General features: G+C 66.8%; 16 protein-coding genes and 7 pseudogenes. 9 read left to right on the plus strand and 14 right to left on the minus strand.

From position 1 onward, the window contains the following. Positions 1-143: 143 nt before the first annotated feature. The gene (locus ACFU8Q_RS29755; RefSeq protein ID WP_384459469.1) at positions 144-584 is read left to right on the plus strand and encodes an alpha/beta hydrolase; all 441 of its coding nucleotides are present in this window, start codon (positions 144-146) and stop codon (positions 582-584) included. Between the two features lie 86 nt (positions 585-670). Beyond that, positions 671-916: pseudogene (locus tag ACFU8Q_RS29760) on the plus strand (YnfA family protein); the annotation flags it as partial. 57 nt (positions 917-973) lie between these two features. Here ACFU8Q_RS29760 and ACFU8Q_RS29765 read toward each other — a convergent pair. The 7 genes and pseudogenes from ACFU8Q_RS29765 to ACFU8Q_RS29795 form a co-directional block, all read right to left on the minus strand. Continuing rightward, positions 974-1,246 (minus strand): annotated as a pseudogene (locus ACFU8Q_RS29765) (hypothetical protein); the annotation flags it as partial. After that, positions 1,243-1,545: a diguanylate cyclase domain-containing protein gene (locus ACFU8Q_RS29770; protein ID WP_384459473.1), complete on the minus strand. Its 303-nt coding sequence runs from the start codon at positions 1,543-1,545 to the stop codon at positions 1,243-1,245. The gene ACFU8Q_RS29770 and the pseudogene ACFU8Q_RS29765, both read right to left, overlap by 4 nt. Positions 1,546-1,631: 86 nt before the next feature. Further along, positions 1,632-2,084, minus strand: a pseudogene (locus tag ACFU8Q_RS29775) (diguanylate cyclase domain-containing protein); the annotation flags it as partial. A gap of 132 nt (positions 2,085-2,216) precedes the next feature. Further along, positions 2,217-2,618 carry an SMI1/KNR4 family protein gene (locus ACFU8Q_RS29780; protein ID WP_384459476.1) on the minus strand — a complete coding sequence of 134 codons (402 nt, stop codon included), beginning with the start codon at positions 2,616-2,618 and terminating at the stop codon, positions 2,217-2,219. Between the two features lie 538 nt (positions 2,619-3,156). Continuing rightward, positions 3,157-3,450 carry a hypothetical protein gene (locus tag ACFU8Q_RS29785; RefSeq protein WP_384459479.1) on the minus strand — a complete coding sequence of 98 codons (294 nt, stop codon included), beginning with the start codon at positions 3,448-3,450 and terminating at the stop codon, positions 3,157-3,159. Then, positions 3,443-3,664 carry a replication-relaxation family protein gene (locus tag ACFU8Q_RS29790; RefSeq protein WP_384459481.1) on the minus strand — a complete coding sequence of 74 codons (222 nt, stop codon included), beginning with the start codon at positions 3,662-3,664 and terminating at the stop codon, positions 3,443-3,445. The genes ACFU8Q_RS29785 and ACFU8Q_RS29790 overlap by 8 nt, the downstream gene beginning before the upstream one ends. 425 nt (positions 3,665-4,089) lie before the next feature. After that, positions 4,090-4,326 (minus strand): hypothetical protein, encoded by a 237-nt coding sequence (locus ACFU8Q_RS29795; RefSeq protein ID WP_384459484.1) that lies wholly within the window; start codon positions 4,324-4,326, stop codon positions 4,090-4,092. A gap of 486 nt (positions 4,327-4,812) precedes the next feature. Here ACFU8Q_RS29795 and ACFU8Q_RS29800 point away from each other — a divergent pair, with 486 nt between their 5' ends. Beyond that, positions 4,813-5,520, plus strand: a complete 708-nt coding sequence (locus tag ACFU8Q_RS29800; RefSeq protein WP_384459487.1) for a hypothetical protein — start codon at positions 4,813-4,815, stop codon at positions 5,518-5,520. Between the two features lie 14 nt (positions 5,521-5,534). On the opposite strand, the gene ACFU8Q_RS29805 is transcribed toward ACFU8Q_RS29800, so the two are convergent. The 3 genes from ACFU8Q_RS29805 to ACFU8Q_RS29815 are packed head-to-tail and all read right to left on the minus strand — an operon-like array spanning position 5,535 to position 6,705. Continuing rightward, the gene (locus ACFU8Q_RS29805) at positions 5,535-5,924 is read right to left on the minus strand and encodes a hypothetical protein (RefSeq protein WP_384459490.1); all 390 of its coding nucleotides are present in this window, start codon (positions 5,922-5,924) and stop codon (positions 5,535-5,537) included. Continuing rightward, positions 5,921-6,310: a hypothetical protein gene (locus tag ACFU8Q_RS29810; protein ID WP_384459493.1), complete on the minus strand. Its 390-nt coding sequence runs from the start codon at positions 6,308-6,310 to the stop codon at positions 5,921-5,923. Before ACFU8Q_RS29810 ends, ACFU8Q_RS29805 begins: the two co-directional genes overlap by 4 nt. Before the next feature lie 32 nt (positions 6,311-6,342). Continuing rightward, positions 6,343-6,705 (minus strand): hypothetical protein, encoded by a 363-nt coding sequence (locus ACFU8Q_RS29815; RefSeq protein ID WP_384459496.1) that lies wholly within the window; start codon positions 6,703-6,705, stop codon positions 6,343-6,345. A 798-nt stretch (positions 6,706-7,503) separates the two neighbouring features. On the opposite strand from ACFU8Q_RS29815, the pseudogene ACFU8Q_RS29820 reads away from it, so the two are divergent. From ACFU8Q_RS29820 to ACFU8Q_RS29835, 4 genes and pseudogenes are all read left to right on the plus strand, one after another. Then, positions 7,504-7,989: pseudogene (locus ACFU8Q_RS29820) on the plus strand (IS701 family transposase); the annotation flags it as partial. Positions 7,990-8,310: 321 nt separating this feature from the next. Next, entirely contained in the window at positions 8,311-8,877 is a 567-nt protein-coding gene (locus tag ACFU8Q_RS29825; RefSeq protein ID WP_384459514.1) for a hypothetical protein, read from the plus strand. Next, positions 8,877-9,377, plus strand: coding sequence for a hypothetical protein (locus ACFU8Q_RS29830; RefSeq protein ID WP_384459499.1), 501 nt, complete (start codon positions 8,877-8,879; stop codon positions 9,375-9,377). Before ACFU8Q_RS29825 ends, ACFU8Q_RS29830 begins: the two co-directional genes overlap by 1 nt. A 150-nt stretch (positions 9,378-9,527) precedes the next feature. After that, on the plus strand, positions 9,528-10,454 hold the full coding sequence (locus tag ACFU8Q_RS29835; protein ID WP_384459502.1) for a hypothetical protein: 927 nt from the start codon (positions 9,528-9,530) through the stop codon (positions 10,452-10,454). 199 nt (positions 10,455-10,653) lie between these two features. Here ACFU8Q_RS29835 and ACFU8Q_RS29840 read toward each other — a convergent pair. Then, positions 10,654-11,568 (minus strand): annotated as a pseudogene (locus tag ACFU8Q_RS29840) (transposase family protein); the annotation flags it as partial. A 59-nt stretch (positions 11,569-11,627) separates the two neighbouring features. Here ACFU8Q_RS29840 and ACFU8Q_RS29845 point away from each other — a divergent pair. Continuing rightward, positions 11,628-11,897, plus strand: a pseudogene (locus ACFU8Q_RS29845) (hypothetical protein); the annotation flags it as partial. A 94-nt stretch (positions 11,898-11,991) separates the two neighbouring features. On the opposite strand, the pseudogene ACFU8Q_RS29850 reads toward ACFU8Q_RS29845, so the two are convergent. After that, positions 11,992-12,462, minus strand: a pseudogene (locus ACFU8Q_RS29850) (ADP-ribosylglycohydrolase family protein); the annotation flags it as partial. A gap of 386 nt (positions 12,463-12,848) precedes the next feature. Between ACFU8Q_RS29850 and ACFU8Q_RS29855 the strand changes: the two are divergent. Next, entirely contained in the window at positions 12,849-13,616 is a 768-nt protein-coding gene (locus tag ACFU8Q_RS29855) for a class I SAM-dependent methyltransferase (protein WP_384459505.1), read from the plus strand. Positions 13,617-13,670: 54 nt separating this feature from the next. Here the strand turns inward: ACFU8Q_RS29855 and ACFU8Q_RS29860 are convergent, their stop codons facing one another. After that, positions 13,671-14,099, minus strand: coding sequence for a hypothetical protein (locus ACFU8Q_RS29860; protein WP_384459508.1), 429 nt, complete (start codon positions 14,097-14,099; stop codon positions 13,671-13,673). Next, on the minus strand, positions 14,096-14,515 hold a 420-nt coding region (locus ACFU8Q_RS29865; RefSeq protein WP_384459511.1), incomplete at its 5' end, for a hypothetical protein. The genes ACFU8Q_RS29865 and ACFU8Q_RS29860, both read right to left, overlap by 4 nt.

The raw sequence follows: 14,515 nt of genomic DNA on the forward strand, positions 1-14,515 counted from the left end.
CCCGGCCGACGCAGGGGGCCGAGCACTTGCCGATGTAGCCGAGGAGACACGGGCGGCCGGTCCTGGCGGCGTTCTTGAAGACTCCGGCGGAGCACCCACCCCCGGGCGCGGGTCACAGGTCGGGCAGCCGCACCGAGTACAGCGTGTTCCCCAGCGTCACCACGTACGCCCAGACCGCGATCACCTGCGCGGACTCCAGCCTGCGCCCCGGCTTCGAGCGCCTCGACAGGGACGAGGCCCGCATCAAAGCCGCCTCACCCGTCTTCGGCGCTGCCTGGTCCACCGGCGTCTACCTCTGTTACGACTGGCCGTTCGACGGCGAGCGCGCCACGCCCCAGGTGAACGCCGACGGCGCGGCCCCCGTCCTAGTGGTCGGCGGCACCGGCGACCCGACTACCCCATACCCCGGCGCCCGCCACATGGCCCGCGCCCTGGGCGACGGTGTCGGCGTGCTCCTGACGGCCGAGGAGGAGGGCCACGGCACATACCCGCAGAACCGCTGCGTCACGGAGACGGTCGACCAATACCTCCGCACGGGCCGCACCCCGGCCCCGGGGACGGTGTGCCGGGGCAGCATGTCCTGAGGCCCGTACGGATCCGCCGGGCGGCCGTCAGCACACCGGTTCGCTCGCAGGGGCCCCGGGCGTGCACCACCACACCGCCCGGTCCACACAAGGGATGGATCTGGATCGGCGCCGGAGTGATCGCCCTCGGCCTCTACGGCGCCGTCGCGACCTTCCAGAGCGATGACAACTTCGGGCGCATTCTGGCTGCGTACGGCGGAATTTTTGTCGCCGGGTCGATCGCCTGGGGCGTGATCGCCGACGGATACCGCCCCGATCGCTTCGACGTCATCGGAGCCCTCGTCTGCCTCGCAGGAATGGCCGTGATCATGTACGCCCCGCGTGGTAACTGACGACCTCAACCGCAGGTCATTCCGCAGGTTCTGATAGCCGGACTTACCAGCATCGGGCCCCTGGTCCAGGCGGCAGTCGGTGAGCCGGGCAACGCCGATGACCGCGCCGTAGTGAAGCTCGCGGCCGCGGATCGCGGTGGCCACCAGCGGGTCGCGCAGCACGGCGGGCTCCGGCTTCGCCTTCCCGGCGTGGAGCAGGACCCAGCCGCGCCAGGGCCAGTTGGCGGGCCTGTTCTCCGTGCGCTTCCCGGCGAGGATGCAGGTCGCCCAGGGCTGGCGGATGGTGATGCCGCGGATCCAGTCGCCGCCCTCGAGTTCGGCGGCGCTCATGCGGCACGCGCCGGAAGGTGCGTGCCACCGCGGCCGGCGCGGCGGCCGTTGACGGGGTCCGCGTACGCGTCGGCGCGCGTCGCGAGGTACGAGAACGCCTCCCGCCCCTTCTTGACCTTGTACATCGCGGTGTCCGCGCCGCGCAGGACCCGGCTGCTCGTCTCGCCGGGCAGGTCCACGGCGCGGGCGATACCGAGGGAGACGTCCAGGCGCAGCGTGTGCTGCTCGTGCTGGAGGGGCTGTTGGAGTTGCTCGCGCAGCGCGGCGATCTCCGCGAGCGCGGTTGCCGGAGGCAGCACGACGGCGACGGCGAATTCGTCGCCGCCCCCAGCCGGGCCGCGAACGCCTGGCGGGTCGCGCTCCAGCGTGTGAGGCGCCGGATGACGGTCTGGATGACGGCGTCGCCCGCGGCGTGCCCGTAGGTGTCGTTGACGGCCTTGAAGCCGACCCCGTCCAGCAGCAGGACATGCAGGGCGTCGCGGTGTCGGGTGCGCAGGACCCGCTCGCCGTACGCGATGAGCTCGGGACGGCCGGGCAGACCGGATAGCTGGTCCTTGCGGGCGTCGGCCAGGCGCCGGTGGAGCGCCAGGGCGTGGACGGTCCAGCCGGCCAGCGGGAGAGCGGCTGTGGTCAGTAAGAGGGTGCGCTGCCCGATCCGGGCCTGAACGCGCAGGAGGGAGGACACTCGTACACGCAGTCCAGCGAAGCGGCGAGCTCCATCATCGGCTGACGGGTGCGCTCCGCCAGGTCCGACGCCCGGCCGGAGGACTCGAACGCACCGCCGCCCGCTCCGGACCCTGGCAACCTGTTGGGCGCCTCGTTGCGCAACCCGTTGCACGACCCCGGCCGGACAGCAGCCCTGCCCGACGCGCCGAACGGGACGGAGCCTTCACCTACGACTACAGCACCGTGCCCCTCTGGCTTCGTTCATCTCTACCGGGATCAGGCACAAATTTCGTGAGGATGCCTGTCAGGAGGGCGAGTGCTCAGAGTCGTCCCATTTCCATCCGGTTTCGGGGAACTGCTCGAGCAGGGCAGAGAACGAAGTTGCCTGATGGATGGCGGACGACCAGTCCTGAGTGGAGACGTCGAGCAGGACCAGATACGGGGGTTCTTGTCGAAAGTCGTAGGTGAGCATTTCGCGGCTTCTGTCCCCGCCGATGACGACGCTTTGGGGGAAGCGTTTCTGGAAGTCGCCGGCCTCATTGACTTCGATGAGCTCCGCAACGGCATTGATCATCAGGTAGTCCTCCGCAGGAGGAACGAACCGGGTCATGCTCCCGTCCGTGGCCAGGAAGTGTCGGTAGTCCTCGGGTAATCGGACTCCGAAGTGGCATTCCGCCTGCGCGATCCGGTCGTCGTTCGAACTCATGAAGCCGTTCCATCAAGACCGGGTCATGCCTGGTGGCGGCGGTTGCCTTGAGCTGCGGTGAGCAGGACTCGCTTCCGGAGGAGGGGAAGTTCCGCTCGTCCAGGCATCTGGCGTTTGATCATTTTGATGTGGTTGACCCGGCCCTCCACCGGCGCGGAGTTCCAGCAGGTGGTCAGGCGCTGGACGGCGGCGTCCCAGTCCTTCTCCAGGCCGGTGGTGAACGGGTGGAGTCCGGGAAGATCCTCGGCGCGCGTTGCGGTGACCCAGTCTTTGAGGCGCTGGCCAGAGCGTGTTGTGAGGATCTCGGCGAAGGTGCGGACGTGCCTATGGAGGGCGGTAAGTTTTGGGCACGTTCTTCAGCGGCCGTCGCACGGGTCGTCGTCCGCAGACACCGGCTTGGTGTCTGCCGCTAGGCAGGAGGAGTACACCCGCGGCGGCGTGGGCCGCGGCTTCGGTTCCGACGTGGCGCCCACGGCAATGATTGCCCCGGCACCGACGATGGCTAGCCCTGTCATCGCGGCGAGCCAGGTACCGCGGCTCACTGATCGCCACGGAAGTGGTTACGGAGATCGTCACGGCAGTCGTCCTCGGTGCCGACCTGGACTCGCGAGAAGACCAGCACTCTGTCTCCCTTGCCTTCCTGCTTGGCCTCGGCCAGCTGCGTCTCGATGTCCGCGATGCGCTCGGCGCACTCGGCACTGACGGACTTCTCGGGCTGCGGGTCCGGTGCCGAGGAGGCGTTCAGTTTGGTGGTGGCGGCGAGGCCAGCCGCGCACAGCACCGCCCACGCGGCAACCCACGAGCGGCGGCTCATCCGTATCGGCTTAGGCATCCAGGCATCCTACGAGCGCCGCGGCGGGCTTCGGACGGGGAGGCAACTCGTTGCCGTCAGCCAGAGCCTTCTGCCCTGCCGGGGTCAGGTTCCAGATCGGATGCTTGCCCACCTTGCCGTTCGTCTCCGCCAGCCCCAGCTCCGCCAGCCTCTTCATCGCCCTGCGCACGTACGACCGGCCGTCCGCATCCTCCGCCGTGAGCACCTGAGCCATCTGCCGCACCGTCGCTATCCGCACGCACCCCAGCATCCGCAGCGCATCGGCCCGCACCCTTCCCGGCCGTGGGAGTGGACCTCTTCCCCTTCGCCAACGTCTCAGGGGAACGGAGAGAGGTGTCAGCGTGCCGGGAGGCCTCCTGGCGGGCGGTGTGAGCTGCGGTGATCGGTACGACGGTGGAATCGTTCACGGCACTGTTCGCAGCACTGGAGTCCGGGCCGCCCGAGGGGCGTTCAGCACCCCTTGTCCAGGTCGGGTGCGGCTCCGGTTCAGGCTGCCGGGCGCTGCTGGTGTGCGTCATGGCGAGGCTTCTCGCGCAGGTGTCGCGGGATGCCAGGTGGAATCCCGCCGTCACTTGATAGAGGTGTGCCGGAAGCGGACGGTGTGACATTCCGCCGGATGCTGTTACCCAGCCGTGATCGTCAGGCGGGCGCGGTGCAGAGCTCGGAGACGATGGCGAACGAGGTCGTCACCATCGGCACCGCCATGGCCAGCGGCATCGCCGCGTGCGTGGTCTGGCCGTGCGCCATCCCATTGCGGATCTGCCGACCATAGTCGAGGTACCCCGCCTGCCGGGCCGTCAGGACACCATCGGCAGCGCTCTTCTTGATGAGCTGGTGCAGCGGCTTCTTGCCCGCGTCCGGGATGCGGTCGCGCAACAGCGATCAGCGAGTGCATGACCGCCACGGTGGAGAACTCGTAGCAGAAGTAAGACTGGCGCAGCAGCTCGCGGGCTGTGCGCAGGATGGTCGCTGCGGCCTCGGGCACGTCGGCGGGCACGACCAGGTCCTCAACGAGGCCGTGGATGTCGGCGTAACTGTCGACGAAGAGGTGGGCGCGTTCGTCCAGGACGGGGAACGGAACCCGCTGCGTGGTCATCCCCGCAATCTCGCAGCGGCGCGCCTCGACGGCAGCGGCTTTCCGCCGGCCGTCGCGCACCGTGCCGGGACGGAAATTTCCCCGCTGCCGGACTGGGCGGGGTCGCACCGCGACTCAAGAAGCAATAGGGCTCAGCACAAGGAACGTCGTCCAGCACGGCAGCCGCGACGTCGAGCCCAATTGCTCCCCAGGTTGTTAACGTAATGACTTTCAACGCCTCGTTTGGGCCTGGACGGTGGGTAGCGGCCGCGTGCGAGGATGCTGCTGTGCTGGATGATATCGACGCGGTGGACTGGGGCTCCATACCGGGCCATCCCGACTGGTATGAGCCGGATCGTGCCGCCCGTGGTTTACGAGCCCTTTCCGAGGCGACGAACCTGGTACAGGCGGCGGAGGCTGGCTCGCAGCTCGGCGGTGGTGGAATTGTTCATGGCCACAGCGCCGCAGTGTTCCCAGCGGCTGTGGTTGCGGTCCCGCTGCTTCTGGACATCGCCCAGCAGGGTCACCCGGCGGCAAAGGACACTGCGTTGGGGCTGATTGATGAGGCTCTGTCATGCTATCCGCATGCCGGGTACACGCGGGTGGTGGCTCCTGACGGCACCGCGGTTCCCATCTGCTGTGCCATCGCCCACCATCTGCGAACTCGCACCGATTTCCTTGTCGGGCTGGGCAAGAGGGGCAAGTCATTGCTGGCCGACGCGGCCGTGCACTGGCGTTTCGAGATCCGCGAGTGCGTCGCCGACAGCAGCGACACGGCAGCGTTCGGCATCTTGGCCGGCTGTCTCCCCGACGGCGTGCATGCGGCGGAAATGCATCTCGCTGGTGCCATCACTTTGCGGAGCGAACTCACCCTCGAATACCCGCCCCCGGAGGGATCTTTCGAAGCATGCCTGCGGGTAATCGCCCGGCATCCGAGCGAACTGCCGCCAGGTGCCATGCTGCTTCCGGCGGAGTGCGGGGATCGCGTACATTGACTGGCTCCAGTGCTTCAAGGACCTTCTGGTGCAGGGTCCGGCTGCTGTTCCACCAGGTAGTACGCCAGCTCCGCCTGGACGGCCTCCCAGGCCAGCAGCTGCGTGGACCAGTCCGCGTACTCCTCCGAGCCCCCAGCCACATCGCCGGTGCGCAGTTCCTCCGCGAGCGCGGTGAAGACCATCGCCTCGAAGTGCTTGCGGACGAACTGCCCCGGCCGCGTCTTGTCGAGGACGGCCTTCTGCCAGTTCTGCCTGACGCCTGCAGCGTCGTCGGTTAGTCGGCGCCACAGGCCCGCGACGTTCTCCCGCACGGCCGGGAGGTCCGCCAGTTCGGGGGATTCCGGGAAGTGGCTGACGCCGATCAGAACGGCGCGTGACCGCGCCCGGTCAGGGAGCCGGCTCACCCCTGCTGCTCCGGTCCGTCGACCAGTTGCCTGATCTCGCGAATCAAGCCGGGGACATCGTCCTGGAGCAGATGCGCGTCGACCTCGACGCTGCGACCGTCCGGTCCCCTGACAGTGACTTTCACGTCCGCGTGGCGGTGAGTGAGCCATGTGGACAGCGAGCGGGCGAGTACCGCCCCCGCCCCGCCGGAGCCCATCGCGATGGTGAGCACCTCGAGCAGACCGCCCATCTCGCCGCCAGTCCCACCGGAGGAGGGTTCCAGGCGCAGCCGCCCGCGCAGCTCGTCCTCATGCCGCAGCCAGTCGAGCAGCGACTGCAGCGCGTTCGGGTCATCGGCCACGGTGATCCGCAGCAGCGGCTCGGTCTGCTCCGCTGTGGTGTCCATGACGCCATCGTGGCAAGGGCGGGGCCAGCCCGTCATGAACTCAGCCGTTCTCCACAAACAAATGACAGGAAGGCAGCGGTCGAACAGGAGTAGTTCCCACACCCCGCCGGCGGCGAGAGGTGATCCCGCGCAGACACCGCCGCCATCCTGACCGTGCCCAAGCCCCCGACAGGCCGATCCGGCCAGGACGAGTCCAATGCCTCGCGCAGCGTCCGCCAGGTCACGCCGTGCTTGCGCTCAAGCTCCCGCATCGACATGCCGCCGCGATGGTCACGCCGGATCGCCGCGTACAGCTCGGCCTTCGACATCTGCGGCATGACCAGCAACCGCGCGGCCAGCAGACGGGCCTGCGGGAGCACGGCCTCGCCCTGGTTGACACCGTCATCGCCTTCCACTGGGCTGGCTGCCCCGCCGCACCGTCTACGCTTTCGACCTGCTCTTCTTCGCCGCCGGCTACCTCGGCCTCGCCTACGCCCATCAGACCTGGCAGGTTCTCACCGTCATCGCCCTGTACGGCGGCTTCAACGCCTGCACCGACGGCGTCGGCAAAGCCTGGATCTCCACCCTCGTCCCCGACCACGCAAGGCATCTTCCAGGCACTCACCGGCCTCGGCGTCCTGGCCGCCGGCATCTGGGCCGGTCTGGCCTGGAACGACACCGGCCACACCCCCTGCTCGTCTCCGGGAGCTGCGCAGCCGTCCTCGCCCTCGCACTCCTCAGCTACCGCCCCCGCCGGGGCCCCGGACGGCCCCGGTAGGTCCGGCCGGACTGATCTCCGGGGCGGGAGGCGACGGCCGTGAGGGTCCCTCCCCGGTTCAACTCCCGGCGGCGGCCTGGAGGGCCTGCCGCAGCTCATCGAGGCCGGGCATGCCCGCCAGAGTAGCGGGACTCATCGATATTCGGGTCCCGCTGGAGTGCGTACGCGCCTCCCGAACTGCCCGAGAAACGCTGCTCCTCGTCATCAACAGAGCCATCCCGGCGGATCTGTGTGGAGCACACCAACGCCGGATACAAGCAGTGGCGGCCCCGGGCAGCGGTTCACCGGCCGCGCCTACGCCGAGACCAGGCCGTCGCCGGATTGGTCTCCGATCGATCCGCCCGTAACTCCCGCGCAGCGGACAAGGACCCCGGCGATGACCCCGCCGGGGTCCTCTCACCGTCCATGATCAATCTCACCGATACTGGCTGTTCCGTTGGTACCGGGGCCGGAGAAGAAGAACGGGTGAACGCTGTCGGAGCAGGTCGGGCAGTTGCGCCCCGATGGCGTCCAGCGTTTGCTCAACCACTCCGACTGGAACGAGAACGCGGTCCGCGACGATGTGCGGGACTTCGTCGTGGAAACCATCGGTGCCAAGGACGCGGTGCTGATCGGCGACGACACCAGCTTCCTGAAGGAGGGCGTCAAGTCCGCTGGCGTCCAGCGGCAGTAGACCGGCACAGCCGGCCGTACGGAGAACAGCCAGATCGGAACATTCCTCGCCTACGCCTCCGCCAGGGGGGCGGGCGTTGATCGACCGCGAGTTACATCCCAGTCTCCTGGACGGATGACCGTGACCGCTGCCGCGCGGCCGGGATCGACGACGAGGTAAGAACGAGCACTTCAAGTGGATGCTGCAACGAGCCATGGACGTGGGTGTCCCGTTCGCGGGAGTCCCGCTGACGAGGCATACGGGCAGGTCAACAGCCGGGAGAGCGCCTTCACAGCAGTTTGGCGATCACGAGAGAGGAGCGTAGACCAGCAACACCCACAGGCTCCTCGCAGTCCTGATCACTATGCCGAAGCTCAAATTACCCTCAGAGATCAACGATCTCTCTGGCGTGTCCATGACCTTCACGTAATCTCCAAGTGCTCGACGGTCCAAGGGGGGCGGTTCAAACAGAGAGGATGTCTTGTGGGCATCCGAGCAAATCGAAACCTGGCCACTTCCGGAGCAGCGCTCCTTTTGTGCGTGGGCATGGTTGGATCAGCCGCAGCTGCTCAGAGCGCGGACCCAACTCCGGTGGATGACACGGTGGTCAACACCGCTCCGCCAGCGGAACCTGAAGAGGCAGTAACCGACGTTCCCGACGAGGGAAACGGAATGCCGGACGAGCCCATCGTGATTCCGCCGCCTCCCAAGTACTGGCCGGACAGCGAGTACTGCGGCCCGCCGCACGGGGTCTACACACCGTCAACTCAGGGCACGCGGTATCACAAGGGCGTTGGCCCCACACTGGCGAACTACAACAACACGTCCCGAACCGTCACGTCGACCTTCACATCAGAAGTGACCGGTGAAGTTGGAGTCAGTGTCTCGTCCGGTTTGCAGGTGGGCGTCAGCGCGATGCTGGCCAAGATCGAGGGCAAGTACGACGTGAACCTGTCCGCGAAGCTCACCGCGAAATTGGGTAACACCATCAGCGTGGGCACACCGCCCAAGAAGACTACGAATGCCAAGTATGGCGTCTACCGACTGAAGCACACAGGCGTCAGCTACATCCTCTACAGCAACTGCCGATCCTCCACTCACACCACCATCACCAGCTACAGCCCCTACAAAATCGGCTGGTATCTCTGGGAGGGCTGATGCCTGCAATCACCCGGTTGACCCGTCACCCGAGCATTGTCGCTGTCTGCGTGGTACTGAGTGGCTTCGCGCTCAATGGCTGCTCAAGGAACGATCAGGCGAACAGCCCCGACAGAAGTACCACGCCTGCCACAACGATGCCCGCAACGCCGGGGAAGAGTTCCGGCAGGGCCGAGCACATCACTGGAGAAAGTGTCACCAAAGCCCCCAAGCTGCTATCTGGGGTGCCGCTGGCCCAAGCGGCTTCTGCCAAGGGCAACCGTGAAATCGAGCTGGGACACATCACCACCCAGCCACTGTCCGTCTTGGTGAACTGCCAGGGCCAGGGAACGCTGACGATCGAAGTACGGCCGATGGGACTCAGATTCCCACTGGAATGCGTGGTCAGTGAGGTCAGCAGCACATACAACGAACTGCATCTCAAGAAGTCCAGAGAGCGTAGCGTTGTGTCCGTAACCGCTCCCTCCTCTGTCCGCTGGTCGCTTACCGTGGGCCAGTAGGCGCGCGGAAATGCCGACAGGGGTTGTCTGGCCTCGACTTTCGAGGTTTTCGCAGTCTTGGTGCGGTCAGGCTGAAAGGCCAGCCTGGATAGTCCAAGCAGAGGTCGGGGCGGTGGCACCCAGGATGTGAACGTTCTAGGCTGACGGGCTATGACCTCCGGCCCTATCACCACGCAATTCGGCGAGTTCGAACGTCCCGCTGACCGTCGCTCCGGCTGGTTCTGGGACAACGTCCCGGAATCGGCGGAGTTGACCGTCCTGCGCATGACCCTCGACCAGTCGGTGGTCGCGGGATCGTTGAAGGACAAGGATGGCCGGCGCGGTGTGGGCGTGTGGGAGGTCGCCAGTGGGCGGTTCAGGTGGGGCCGGGACTGGGCCGGCGCTGTCCGGTTCGCCGAATCCAGCCCGACCGTGGTGGCCTTCGACGACGATCGGATCGGCCGCTACTCGTGGCCGGAGATGACCCTCGTTGACGAGGCCGGGCTGGTCGGCTATCCGTCGGCTGAGAAGTTGGCGCTGTCGCCGTCCGAGCGTTTCGCCGTCATCTGGCAGCGGCACCAGGGCGACGCTGGCTGCGAGGTGTTCGCCCTCGACGGCCCGATCCGCCGGGTGGCCGGCGGCACCAGCGGCGACGCGTGGTCCATGCCCGCGTTCTCGCCGTCGGAGACCCTGCTGGCGTGCTCGACCGGGTGGGGTGACCCGTGGTGGACACCGGACCCGGAGGAGTGGGCCGAGCAGTGGGACGAGTGGCTGGACGTGTACTACGACGAGTGCTACATCCCCAGCGTCGGCGGCAGGGTGCGGTTCGGACGGCTGATCATCCATGATCTCCAGACCGGCGTGGGCCAGCAGCACACGCTGGAGTTCGACCTCCCCGTGGGCTGGCGGCCGGAGCTGAAGGACGAGCGCTACGACTACTGGGTCTACGGAGCCTCAGGGATCGAGTTCCTCACCGACGACCGCATCCGGTTGCGTCTCCCCGACGACAGCACGGCCGATCTCCAGTTGCCGCTGCCGGACGTCGTCGTGCTCCCCACGCCAGAGGCCGCGGAGGAACGGGAGGACGAGGACGAGTAGCGGACCGTCGGCCTCAAACGGTTGATTCCAGGGGAAGGGGTGTGCTTGTCGCCTGATGGGGCGGTTTGGTGCGGTTGGCGGCTGGTCGGCCTGAGCAGCAGAGAAGCATCGACGGTGTTTACACCGCCTCCGGGGAGGGGATCCGCCGATGCTTCCAAGTCCGATGGTACCGGCATCGCTGCTGGCCGTGCTGGCCGATGGTGTTGCGGTCGGAGACAAGGTTGGCGATGGCCTGGTAGGTGGCGGGCAGGACATCCCGTCGGTGTGTCCAGCGGATCAGTTGTTTCCAGCGTTTGTGGTCGGCGAGGGTATGTTCGACGGTGATGCGCTTCGATGAGTGCCGGTGGCGGGCTCGTCGGCGGGCTTCGTGGACCTCGGGAGGGCTGATCTTGTTTCCCTTTCTGGGCGGGGTCACTGCCTGGCCGGGGTGATCACGGCGGAGCCCGAGGTAGCCGTCGTCCAATAGGACCTCCACGTCGGGAAAGTGCCGGAAACAGGTATCGATTCCTTCGTTGCGTGCGGCGGTTGCGTCGTGCATCCGCCCTGGTCGCAGGGCATCGGTCCACAGCGTGCGGCCCTGGTCGTCGGCAATGACGGTGGCCTTCATGGTGTTCTGTTTCTTCTTGCCGGAGACGAACGCACGCCGTCCACCACGGCCGGCCAGGGGCCGGCGGACCTGGACCTCGGTGGCGTCCAGACGCAGCTCGATCCCCTCGGCCTGCGCATAGGCGAACACATCCGCCAGGGTCCGCAGCCGCAGGCCGGGACGGTCGGGGACCGCACATTCCCGCTCGGCCAGCAGAGCGCGTATCTCGCCGATCGCGCGAGTGATCGTGGAACGTTCGACTCCGAACAGCAGCCCGAGCACTGAGTGCGGAAGATCGTGCCGCAGGTGAATGAGTGTGGCCGTCAGCCGGTCAACGAAGACCAGTTGGTGCCGAGCGCCTGCCCCTGCCGCACGCTTCCTGGCCCCACCGCGTGCTTCGTAACGGCGCCCTTCGACAACAGCCTGCCACGGCCTGGCCAACTCCTCGACCAAGCAAGCGAGATGATGCCGGGAGATCCCTATGAACAACTGATGTGCGAGAACCGCTCGGTTAACCGTGATCGCCACATCTGGATCACGCCACCCACCAGCAGGAACACATCACCCACAACCATGCACCAGCTCGTAAGTGCCCGAGCCTGCGTGTCTGGCTGAGAGCTGATGTCCTGGCGATCTTCCGCTTCTACTCAGACGAGGAGATCGATTTCGACGTTGATCTGCGCGAGTTGCAGGGGCAGGAGCGACTTGATGTGTTCTGCGGCTTCTTGCGAGAGATCGGGCGGCGGTTGGGTAAGCCGGTGCTGATGCATCCGGAGGGTGCACATGGTCATCCGGTGCTCGGGTTCGATGTCGAAGCTGATCGAGTCGTCCTCCTTGCGGAGCCACTGGTCAGGTGACTGCGGCTGAGGGCCGGAGTTCGTGGAGAGTGCTGAGCAGCACCCGGTTCAGCCTCCGAGGTGGTGTGCAAGGCGGAGCAGATCTGCCAGGTGCAGCAGCGATGCGGTGGGCCGCGTCCACGGTGGCTTCCTGGCCGGCGGCCGCGAAGTGCACCGCGGAGGTAGATGCCCGCATCAAAGAGCCGTTTCCTGCTGCTCGTTGGTTGACCTGGAAATGAATTGCGGCGGCGAGGTCCCAAGGCATGCCGTTGATTAGGACGTCTTCGGTCTGCAAGCCGATGTCCTTCGGTTCTGATGCCGCCCACCGCTGGAAGCGGGCGAAGATGTCCGGCAGATCCAGTCCGCTCCGCTCCAGCAGGGACTCCGCGACCAGGACGGCCATCTGCGTGTCGTCAGTGGCCTCGCCGGGGTCCCAGCCACCGCCTCCGCACATCTCGCCACCGGCTCCAGGCGCGGGAAACCGCGCGGAGAACGCTCCCGGGGGGCCAAACTCGAAGGGGGCGCCCAGGGCGTCGCCCACCGCTGAGCCGACGACCGCGCCGGCCGCTCGCTGAATCCGCTTCATTCGCGCAGGTTATCCGCGCCGCGCCGACGGCCGCACGACCCTATTTCCTTCCTCGGCTCCCCGCACCATCGGCGGCGAATGCGTCTCGTCTACGGAGGTGCACCGCCTGAGACACCTTGGGTCTGAGACATCCGTACAGGTCACATATCCCCGTCCAGCACGGTGCCCGGACGGAGTTCCATCCCGGCCACGACCAAGTCCATCCAGTACGGAGTGACGACCCGCCCGGACCGTGTGTACAGGAGCACCGTCTCCTCAGTACGGCACAGCACAGTCCTGTGGCCGTCGTTCTCCAGACTTCGATGTGTCTCATGAGACATCAGCTCGCGTCTGGGCCCCAGAAAAGATCAAGCTCCGCAGGGGCCGCTCGTGTCAGGATGCTGGGCATGTCTGGTCGCGCGCTGAGTTTCGGAGTGGTGGCGGAAGCATACGAACGGTTCCGGCCGGGGTATCCCGTGGAGCTGTTCGACATGGTGATGGCATACGTGGGCCACCCGGTTCGGACCGCCCTCGAGATCGGCGCTGGGACAGGCAAGGCAACCCGCCTGTTCGCTCAACGAGGGGGCATGGTCACCGCGACCGATCCCGACGGGTCCATGCTCGCCGAACTGCGCAAGCACGTGCCGACGAACGTCAGAACGGTGCAAGCCGCGTTCGAGGACTTGCGACCGGGTGAACGGTATGGACTGGTCTATGCAGCAGCAGCGCTGCATTGGACGAGCCCGGAGGGCCGGTGGTCGCGCATGGCCGCGCTGCTGGAACCGGGTGGCGTATTCGCATCATGCGGCGGGCCCATTCGGCTGGCTGACCCGGCTGTGGAGGAAGCTGTCCGCGCGGCGCGAGCACCATTCTTGGAGAATGACGAGATTCCGTCGCCTGACGGGACGCCTCCGGACCATGAGATGCAGTGGCCGGGTACGGAGCTGCAACGGTCTGAGTGGTTCACCAGCGTTCAGCAGTCCGTGATCGAACGGCGCGTGACGATGAGCGCTCGCGACTACGTTGGTCATCTCTCCACCATCTCGGCTTATCTCGTCTTGCCGACCGCGGAGCGAGAGCAGGTATTCAGCCAGATCATGCAGGTACTGCCGGACAGAGTCGAGATGGCCGCTGACATCACCGTCCATCTCGCGCGTCGGCGCCACGAGGATTGATCACGACACCTCACCATGTCAGCCCGCCGGCCTCAGGCTGGTTCCGAGCCACCTTCACTCGCGTGTGGCGTGTGCTCGGTCGAGCGGGATGACGACGGCTGAGCGTTGGGCGATCTGCTCGCGGAGGACCGTGTTCTCCGCGAGCAGGGCCGCGATGACCGTGGCGACGGCGTCAACTTCGTCTTGGAGTCGTTGTCGCTCGTGCCGGTTGTCTCGCAGCTGGCGGCGGAGGCGGGCGATCTCCGCGGCCTGGGCCTGGTCGTGTCTGCGTGCCGCGCTCTGGCTGACGTGGTTATCCCAGTCGACGAGCACTGCGCTTGCCCGGTTCATCGTGGCCCGGCTGAAGCCCGCCTCCCGCCAGAGGTTCTGCTTTGTGAGCTTGCCGTCGGTGCGGATGGGCCGACCAGTGAAGAGCCGTTCCATGGCCTCTCGAAGGGCCTTCTCGGCCGTGGCGGAGAGACCGGGCCGGGTTGGGGCGGTCATGTTTCTCCCGCCTTGGTGAGCGCGATCTCGACGTCGCGGATCTGCTGGTCGATCAGGGCTCTGCGGTTCGCCGGGAGTGTGGGGAGGCTCCGCAGTTTGGTCAGGGAGGCGTGCTCGGCCTGCCAGATTGGCAGGTGCTCCGGGGCGATGATGCTCTTGCTGCAGCGCGCGGGCTGGCAGCGGTCGATGAGTGGCCCTCGGTGTCCTGGGGGCACGATGGCGTCTTCGAGGCACTTCGCGCCGACGGGGTTGTTCTCGTCCAGGGTGCAGTGGTTGAGCTTGCCGAACCGGATTGATAGGTGCGTGCGTTTGAGCAGGCCGTGTTCGACGCGAATGTCCCCTCGCTGGGCCTTTCCACTCGCTCGGAGGGCTTCGGCCTTCTCGCGGACGGCAGCGAAGGCCAAACGCATCTGGTC

It is taken from the genome of Streptomyces sp. NPDC057543 (genome assembly GCF_042801895.1).
Taxonomy (GTDB): Bacteria; Actinomycetota; Actinomycetes; order Streptomycetales; family Streptomycetaceae; genus Streptomyces.

What these genes read in the sequence shown, in the direction of transcription:
- ACFU8Q_RS29855 (WP_384459505.1), top strand. Translation starts at nt 12,849, where the DNA reads ATGTCTGGTCGCGCGCTGAGTTTCGGAGTGGTGGCGGAAGCATACGAA.
- ACFU8Q_RS29790 (WP_384459481.1), bottom strand. Translation starts at nt 3,664, where the DNA reads ATGGCTCAGGTGCTCACGGCGGAGGATGCGGACGGCCGGTCGTACGTG.
- ACFU8Q_RS29785 (WP_384459479.1), bottom strand. Translation starts at nt 3,450, where the DNA reads ATGCCTAAGCCGATACGGATGAGCCGCCGCTCGTGGGTTGCCGCGTGG.
- ACFU8Q_RS29780 (WP_384459476.1), bottom strand. Translation starts at nt 2,618, where the DNA reads ATGAGTTCGAACGACGACCGGATCGCGCAGGCGGAATGCCACTTCGGA.
- ACFU8Q_RS29835 (WP_384459502.1), top strand. Translation starts at nt 9,528, where the DNA reads ATGACCTCCGGCCCTATCACCACGCAATTCGGCGAGTTCGAACGTCCC.
- ACFU8Q_RS29830 (WP_384459499.1), top strand. Translation starts at nt 8,877, where the DNA reads ATGCCTGCAATCACCCGGTTGACCCGTCACCCGAGCATTGTCGCTGTC.
- ACFU8Q_RS29810 (WP_384459493.1), bottom strand. Translation starts at nt 6,310, where the DNA reads ATGGACACCACAGCGGAGCAGACCGAGCCGCTGCTGCGGATCACCGTG.
- ACFU8Q_RS29860 (WP_384459508.1), bottom strand. Translation starts at nt 14,099, where the DNA reads ATGACCGCCCCAACCCGGCCCGGTCTCTCCGCCACGGCCGAGAAGGCC.